At 62.4% G+C, this 6920-nt stretch carries 4 protein-coding genes; 3 read left to right on the top strand and 1 reads right to left on the bottom strand.

What is annotated here, in order from left to right; translation table 11 throughout:
- Together VEK15_25655 and VEK15_25650 are read left to right on the top strand one after the other, a co-directional pair.
- Nucleotides 1-2901, top strand: a 2901-nt coding sequence (locus VEK15_25655; GenBank protein HXV64111.1) for a TonB-dependent receptor, incomplete at its 5' end; no start/stop codon positions are given.
- Nucleotides 2902-3149: 248 nt separating this feature from the next.
- A complete protein-coding gene (locus tag VEK15_25650) occupies nt 3150-4064 on the top strand; it encodes a flavodoxin domain-containing protein (protein ID HXV64110.1) in 915 nt (304 codons plus the stop codon).
- Nucleotides 4065-4096: 32 nt separating this feature from the next.
- Here VEK15_25650 and VEK15_25645 read toward each other — a convergent pair whose 3' ends face one another.
- The gene (locus VEK15_25645; GenBank protein ID HXV64109.1) at nt 4097-5305 is read right to left on the bottom strand and encodes an amidohydrolase family protein; all 1209 of its coding nucleotides are present in this window, start codon (nt 5303-5305) and stop codon (nt 4097-4099) included.
- Between the two features lie 139 nt (nt 5306-5444).
- Between VEK15_25645 and VEK15_25640 the strand changes: the two genes are divergently transcribed.
- On the top strand, nt 5445-6779 hold the full coding sequence (locus VEK15_25640; GenBank protein HXV64108.1) for an MFS transporter: 1335 nt from the start codon (nt 5445-5447) through the stop codon (nt 6777-6779).
- The last annotated feature ends 141 nt before the right edge of the window (nt 6780-6920 follow it).

Raw genomic sequence — 6920 nt, 5'->3', positions numbered from 1 at the left:
AATATGAAGATGTCTGGCAGGTTCTTGACTTGCCTGTTCGTCGTACTGGCGGTCGTCGCAGGCGCGGCCACCGCACAGGAGCTGCGCGGCCGTATCGACGGAGTGGTGACGGACAACACGGGAGGTGTTCTCCCCGGCGTCACCGTCACCGTCTCGGGTCCCGCTCTCATTCAGCCGCAGGTCGTGGTGACCGGATCCGACGGCAGCTATCGGTTCCCGGCTCTTCCCACCGGCCTGTACACGCTGGTTTACGAGCTTCCTGGTTTTCAGACCGTTCGGCGCGAGGAGATCCGAGTCGGTCTGGCCACGACCGTAACCATCAACATTCAGATGCCTCTCGCCGGGGTCGAGGAGACCTTGACCATCACCGGGGAATCTCCGGTCGTGGATGTGAAGAACACCAACGTGGGGACGAGCTTCACCAGGGAGCTCATGCAGGACATTCCGAACGCCCGTGACATCTGGGCCGCGATGGCTCAGGCGCCGGGGTTTCACATGACGTCTTATGACGTCGGAGGCTCGCACACCGGAACCCAGACGGGTTACTCCACTTACGGGTTCGAGGGCCAGAACAAGACGCTCCTCGAGGGCATCAACGTCACCGAGGGACAGGACGCGAACGCGGGATACTTCGACTTCGGAAGCTTCGAGGAGTTCTCCATCGGCGGCGCGGGGAACATGGGCGAGCAGACCGGCCCGGGGGCGTTCCTGAACCTGACGGTGAAATCGGGAGGGGACAACTTCTCGGCGAACGTCTACTACGACTACGAAGGGGATGGCACGATCTGGAACAACGTGCCTTCGGAGCTTGCGGGAGGTGGCGGAGTGCAGGACGGCTATGTCTCGCCCCCCGACGGCATCACTCGGGGAAACCAAATCACCAAGCAGTACGACTTCAACGTCAATGGCGGCGGCCCGATCGTAAAGGGCAAAGCGTGGTTCTTCGCCGGCTACCGAGACAACAACCAGTACAAGGTAATCACCGGACTTCCCAACGAGGAGGCCCAGAGCCAGCTGGTCAACTACACCGTGAAGGGCACGTACCAGATCGACGCCAGAAACCAGATCATCGGCTTTTTCAACCAGAGGACGAAGTTGCAGCCCCTACGGGAGTTGTCACTCGCCGTTCCCACGGAGACCGCCTGGTATCAGAGCTCCAAGAACCGCCCGATGAAGGTGGAATGGACCAGCGTACCGAACGAACAGGTTTTCTTGGACTTTCAGTACGCCTATTGGGGAAACTACTTTCCGCTCTTCCCGAGCTCGACGCAAAGTACTTCTACCGAAGGAGTTCCCATTGGTAGAGTGGACCTAGCGACCGAGCAGCATTCCGGCGCGCAGTCCTACTACCACGACCGGACGACGCTCAAACCGCAGTTCTCGGGAAGCGTGTCGTACTTCAAGGATGACTGGGGCGGGAGTCACAGCTTCAAGTTCGGCACGGAAATCCAGAGGGAGCAACGGAAGTTCCTCCGGTTCCAGCCGGAGAACATCTGGTACCGCGACCGTAACGGGGTCCCGGAAGAGGTCTGGATCTACAACACCCCCAACGAAGGGATCAACGACACCTTCGGAACGGCGTTCTACGCCCAGGACTCCTGGACGCTCAACAGCCGGCTCACACTGAATCTTGGCGTGCGTTTCGATCGCTACTCGATCAGCTGGCCGGAGCAGAGCTTCACACCGGAGCAGGGAGACTTCTTCGCGCCGGTGACGACACCATCGACCGATGTGGCCACGCTCACCTCGATCGGGCCTCGCCTCGGTTTCGCCTACGACTTGACTGGCCAGGGAAAGACCGTGGTGAAGGGCTTCTGGGGCCGGTTCTATTTCAACCCCTCGACCGACATCGGCTCTCTCGAGAACCCGGTGGGTGAGGCGGAGCGCCAGTACCGGTTCAACGATCTGAACGGAAACCTCCTTCTCGATCCCGGGCCCGATGGCTCTCTCGCGAGCTCACCCGAGCTGGGAGCCTTTTTGAGAACGCGAGGTGGGGCGGGATTCGTGCGCGTCGACCGCGCCCTCGAAAATGCGTTCGGGGACGAGGCATCCTTCCACGTCGAGCACGAGCTTCGGGAGAATTTCTCGGTTCGAGGCTCGTACGTGTACAAGAACCGTCGAAACGGCTGGGGTGAGGTGGATCTCGCTCGTTACAATGAGTACTCGATCCCCTTCACCTACAACGACGCCGGCGCCGACAACGTTCGTGGGACGGGAGACGATCAAGTCATCGAGCTCGTCGATCGCCCGGCAGGGATCGGCAGCGATCGAGTCATGACGAATCCGGGAAACATCGAGGGAATGCCGGACAACTCGGGGAACTACCACACGTTCGAGATCGGGGTGAACAAGCGATTCAGCGAGAAGTGGCTCCTCCTGACGTCGTACGAGCACAGCTGGCTCACCGACTGGCTGCGGGCCGCTAGCTCGACCAGCGGGCTCGGAGTCCTCAGATCGCTGAGACCGACGCTCACCACCTGGCTCTGGCGGCCAAACCAGCGCTACCTCGGGCAGGGGGAAACGACGTTCTGGAACTACAAGCTCGTGGGACGTTACATGTTCCCCTACGAGGTTGGTGTGAGCGCGTCCTTCAAGCTCCAGAGTGGCTATAACTACGCCCGCGAGCTCAGCGTGAACCTTCCGAATGCTGGAGCGGAGTTGATTCCGGCCGAGGCGTTTAATGCGAATCGGGCCCCGAACGTCGGGATCCTCGATCTCCGCTTCGAGAAGTCGTTCGCTCTCGGGGCTCCCGGACGGGTTACCGGCATGGTGGACTTCTTCAACCTGACCAACTCCGGTGTGGTCACCAATGCCCGCAACCGCTCGGGCAGCCGCTATCACGAAGTGATAGCCATTCTGGATCCGCGGATCGTGCGGTTCGGAGTCCGCTGGGAGTTCTAGCGAGCAGGGCTGAAGAAAGCCAACTCTCGAAACAGGATACCCCCGGGGGCGACCCCGGGGGTTTTTTGTTGTGTCCTCTAGCGCCGTCGTCGTGCGGCTGTTGCCGCACGACATGGGGCACCGGACCCAGAAGAGAGGCCGGACAGAACGTCGAGGCGCCGATTTCGAGAGGAAACTCTCTGGCACGCAGGCTGCATCAATTAACGGCGTAGTGGCGGCGCTGTCGCCCTTGTCGATGGAGAACGAACATGCGCGTGCTCGTCACCTGGGGCTCGAAACATGGTGGTACGGAAGGAATCGGCCGCATCCTCGGAGAAGCTCTCGAACGGCGCGGGTACGACGTCGTCGCCGTGCCGGTGAACGAGGTTCGCGAGCTCGAGAAATTCGATGCGGCGATCGTCGGCGGAGCGCTCTACGCGAACCGCTGGGCGGGCAACGCGCGGCGGTTCGTGCGCCGCAACGTCGAGCGGCTACGCAGCATCCCCGTCTGGTTCTTCTCGAGCGGGCCGCTCGACGATTCCGCCGACCGTGAAGACATCCCCGCCACCCGACAAGTCGCCGCTCTCGCCGATCGGGTCGGCGCGAAAGGGCACATCACCTTCGGGGGCCGGCTCGAGCCCGACGTCAAGGGCTTTCCCGCGAGCGCGATGGCCAAGACCATGAGCGGCGACTGGCGGAATGCCGACCGCATCAACGCCTGGGCGGCCGATCTAGCGCGCCAGCTTCCCGATGCGGTTCCGGGAACGCCCACAGAGCCCGGCGCCCGTTCTCTCCCGCGCCTTTTGGCCCATGGCATCGTCGGCTGGGCACTGTGCGCGGCCACGATGGGTCTTCTTCTCGGCCTCGTGAGCCTCAACGCCGCGCTGGTCCTCCACGCGATCGCCGCACCGCTCTTCTTCGTTGCGGTCGCCTGGAGCTACTTCCGTGCCCATGGGGCTCGCGACCCGTTGCCCACCGCGCTCGGGTGGACGGCGATCGTGGCAGTATTGGATCTCGTGATCGTCGCCGGTGCCATCGAGAAGAGCTTCTCGATGTTCACGAGCGTCGCCGGCGTATGGCTCCCTTTGGCGCTGATCTTCTCGAGCTCCTGGGCAACGGGTGAAATCATGTCGATGATGCCTTGGCCCGATAGCAGGAGGCAGTCGGAGCGGAAGGCGGCGTAGCAAGACCGTCGCGGTGTGCGCGAGCCCGAACGTCATTCCTTCGCGCGATAGAGGATCTTTCCCGTTCGGATCGTGTAGCGGACGGCAGCGAGCGCTCGGATGTCGTCGGAAGGATCGCCCGAGAGAACGACGAGATCCGCGTCCTGGCCTCGGGCGATGCGCCCGGTTTGCCCGGCTCCGAATCGCTCCGCTGGCGTCGTCGTCAGAGAAGCAAGAATCTGCCGGAAGCTCATTCCCGCTTCGGCCATCAAGACGTATTCCTCCACAGGATCGTAGTCGACGGCGCCCAGATCGGTTCCGAACAGAACCGTCCCTCCCTTGGCGAGCCACGCGCGCAATTGACCGATGGCCGTTTCCACGAGCTGTTCCTGAACCGAGATGCGGTCGTGGCGCATCGCGGACTTCCATAGAGTGAGAGTCGGCGTGAGCGCCACCTGGCGAGCATTCATCGCTTCGAGCGTCCATTCCTCCCACGGACCGGAACGGGGAGTCGTGTGGGCGATGACATCGGCACCGGCTCGAACGGAGGCGAGCACATCGGCGCCGGTGTTTGGATGAACGAAGACGGGCTTGCCCGAGCGATGCGCTTCGCGAACGGCGGCCTCGATGCCGCTCTCGGGAAACGGCGGATTGGGAGGTGGAGGAGCCTGCAAATGAACTTTGATCGCATCGACACCCTCGTCGAGAAGTCTTCTCGCCGCCGTCGCTGCCTGGGCGGCGTCGACGATCTCGGGAGCGGGAAACGCCATGAAGCCCAGGATGCCGAGGATTCTCTCCTCCGGGATGGCACTGGGTGCCACCAACGCCTCACCGGTCGAGCGAATTCGCGGTCCGGCTACCTCTCCTGACTCGATGCGATCGCGGATTCGCCGCGTGTTCTCCCACATGGACCCGATGTCGAAGACGCTGGTGAACCCGTAGCGCGCGAACGTGTCCGAAAGCTGTCGTTCGAGCTCCGCCTCGGGAATGGTCGCGGCGCTCGCCCACTTTCTCTCGAACAGGTGCACGTGACTGTTCCAGAACCCTGCGGTAACGACGAGGCCAGAACAATCGAGCGACGGAGTCACCCGAGGGAGCGGCACGGAGGCCCGACGACCCACTTCGACGACCTTCCCGCCCTGGATGAGCACGGTACCGTCGTATATGGGCTCGTCGGTGGGACTGACATAGAACGTCCCTCCCACCAGCGCCAGATCGTTCTTGGAGTCGTTTTCGTCTTGTGCGGAAACCGCGGTCGTCATGAGACAAGGAGCGCTTGTTGAAGCAAGCATTGTAATCAGCAGGGCAAAAGTACGCATCCCGGCGATTCTAACGGCTATCCGCGCCCGTCAGGAGTCGGTCGAGTGGAGAAGCACACCGGGGACCGGTTAGGCTTTATCGATGGACGATGCGCGCCTGCCGGCGGCAAGGCCTGGCTTGAGCTCGCTTCTTCGCGCCCTGAGACACCGGAACTACCGCCTCTTCTTCGTGGGGCAGGGGATTTCCCTCGTCGGCACGTGGCTGAGCCGAGCCGCCACGAGCTGGCTCGTCTACCGTTTGACCGACTCGGCTTTTCTTCTCGGAGTTCTGGGCTTCGCCGGCCAGATTCCAATGTTCTTCCTCGCGCCCCTGGGTGGCGCCCTCGTCGATCGCTGGGACCGTCGCCGCATTCTGATCGCTACCCAGGCCCTTTCCATGCTGCAGTCGTTCACTCTCGCCGTTCTCGCGCTCTCCCAGGTGATCACCGTCACCCACATCGTCATCTTGAGCGTCTTTCAGGGATTGCTGAACGCTCTCGACGTACCGGCGAGGCAGAGCTACGTCATCGATCTCGTCGAAGGAAACGAAGACCTTCCCAATGCGATCGCTCTGAACTCCTCGATGTTCAACGCCGCCCGCCTGGTGGGACCGGCAATCGGAGGCATCCTCATCGCTTCGGTGGGAGAGGGTTATTGCTTTCTCATCGACGGATTCAGCTACCTTGCCGTCGTCGCTTCGCTGCTCGCCATCCACGTTCGGCCTCCGGTGGGAAGAGCGAAATCTCCAGCCGTGCTTCGCGGCATTCAAGAAGGAATCTCTTATGCGTTTGGATTCGCCCCCATCCGCGCGATGCTGGCGCTCATTGCCGTCATCAGCCTCCTGGGCATGCCTCACGCGGTGTTGATGCCGGTCTTCGCCCGGGACGTGCTCGGCGGGGGTCCGTCCACCCTGGGATTTCTGATGGCGGCCTCCGGCGTCGGGGCGCTTCTCGGTGCCTTCTATCTCGCATCTCGGAAAACGGTCCGCGGTCTCGGTCGGCTCATCGCGGCGATGGGCGCCCTGTCCGGCGTATCTCTTGCCGCCTTCTCGCAATCGAGGGCGGTCTGGCTCTCATTGCCGCTGATGGCGCTCGTGGGATTCGGAATTCTCGTCCTCACCGCCTCCTCCAACACGGTGCTGCAGACGATCGTCGAGGACGACAAGCGCGGACGCGTCATGAGCTTGTACGCTGTCGCCTTTCTCGGAGTCACGCCCGTCGGGAGTCTTCTTGCGGGTGCTCTCGCCAACGCGATCGGAGCACCGATTACAGTACTCCTCGGAGGGGTCGGATGCCTCGTGTCGGCCGCCGCCTTCTTTAGACAGATTCCCGCGCTTCGAGAGCAGGTGCTCCCGATCTACGTGGAAAAGGGCATCGTTCCCGAGGTCGCCACCGCCATCCAGACGGCGACCGCCCTCACCGAGCTTCCCAAGAAGTAATTGGTTACAAAACCTGGGCAAGTCGACGATGAGCGAGAGAAGCTCGATTGCCCTGCGCAGCGACCTGAGCTACCTTTCGACGCGACAGGGAGGAGTACATGAGCGCCAAGGAACAAGAGGACAACCTGCTCTCCAAAGAGG

The sequence above is a fragment of the Vicinamibacteria bacterium genome, from assembly GCA_035620555.1.
In the GTDB taxonomy this organism is placed as follows: Bacteria; Acidobacteriota; Vicinamibacteria; order Marinacidobacterales; family SMYC01; genus DASPGQ01.
This window is presented reverse-complemented; position numbering and strand designations above follow the sequence as displayed.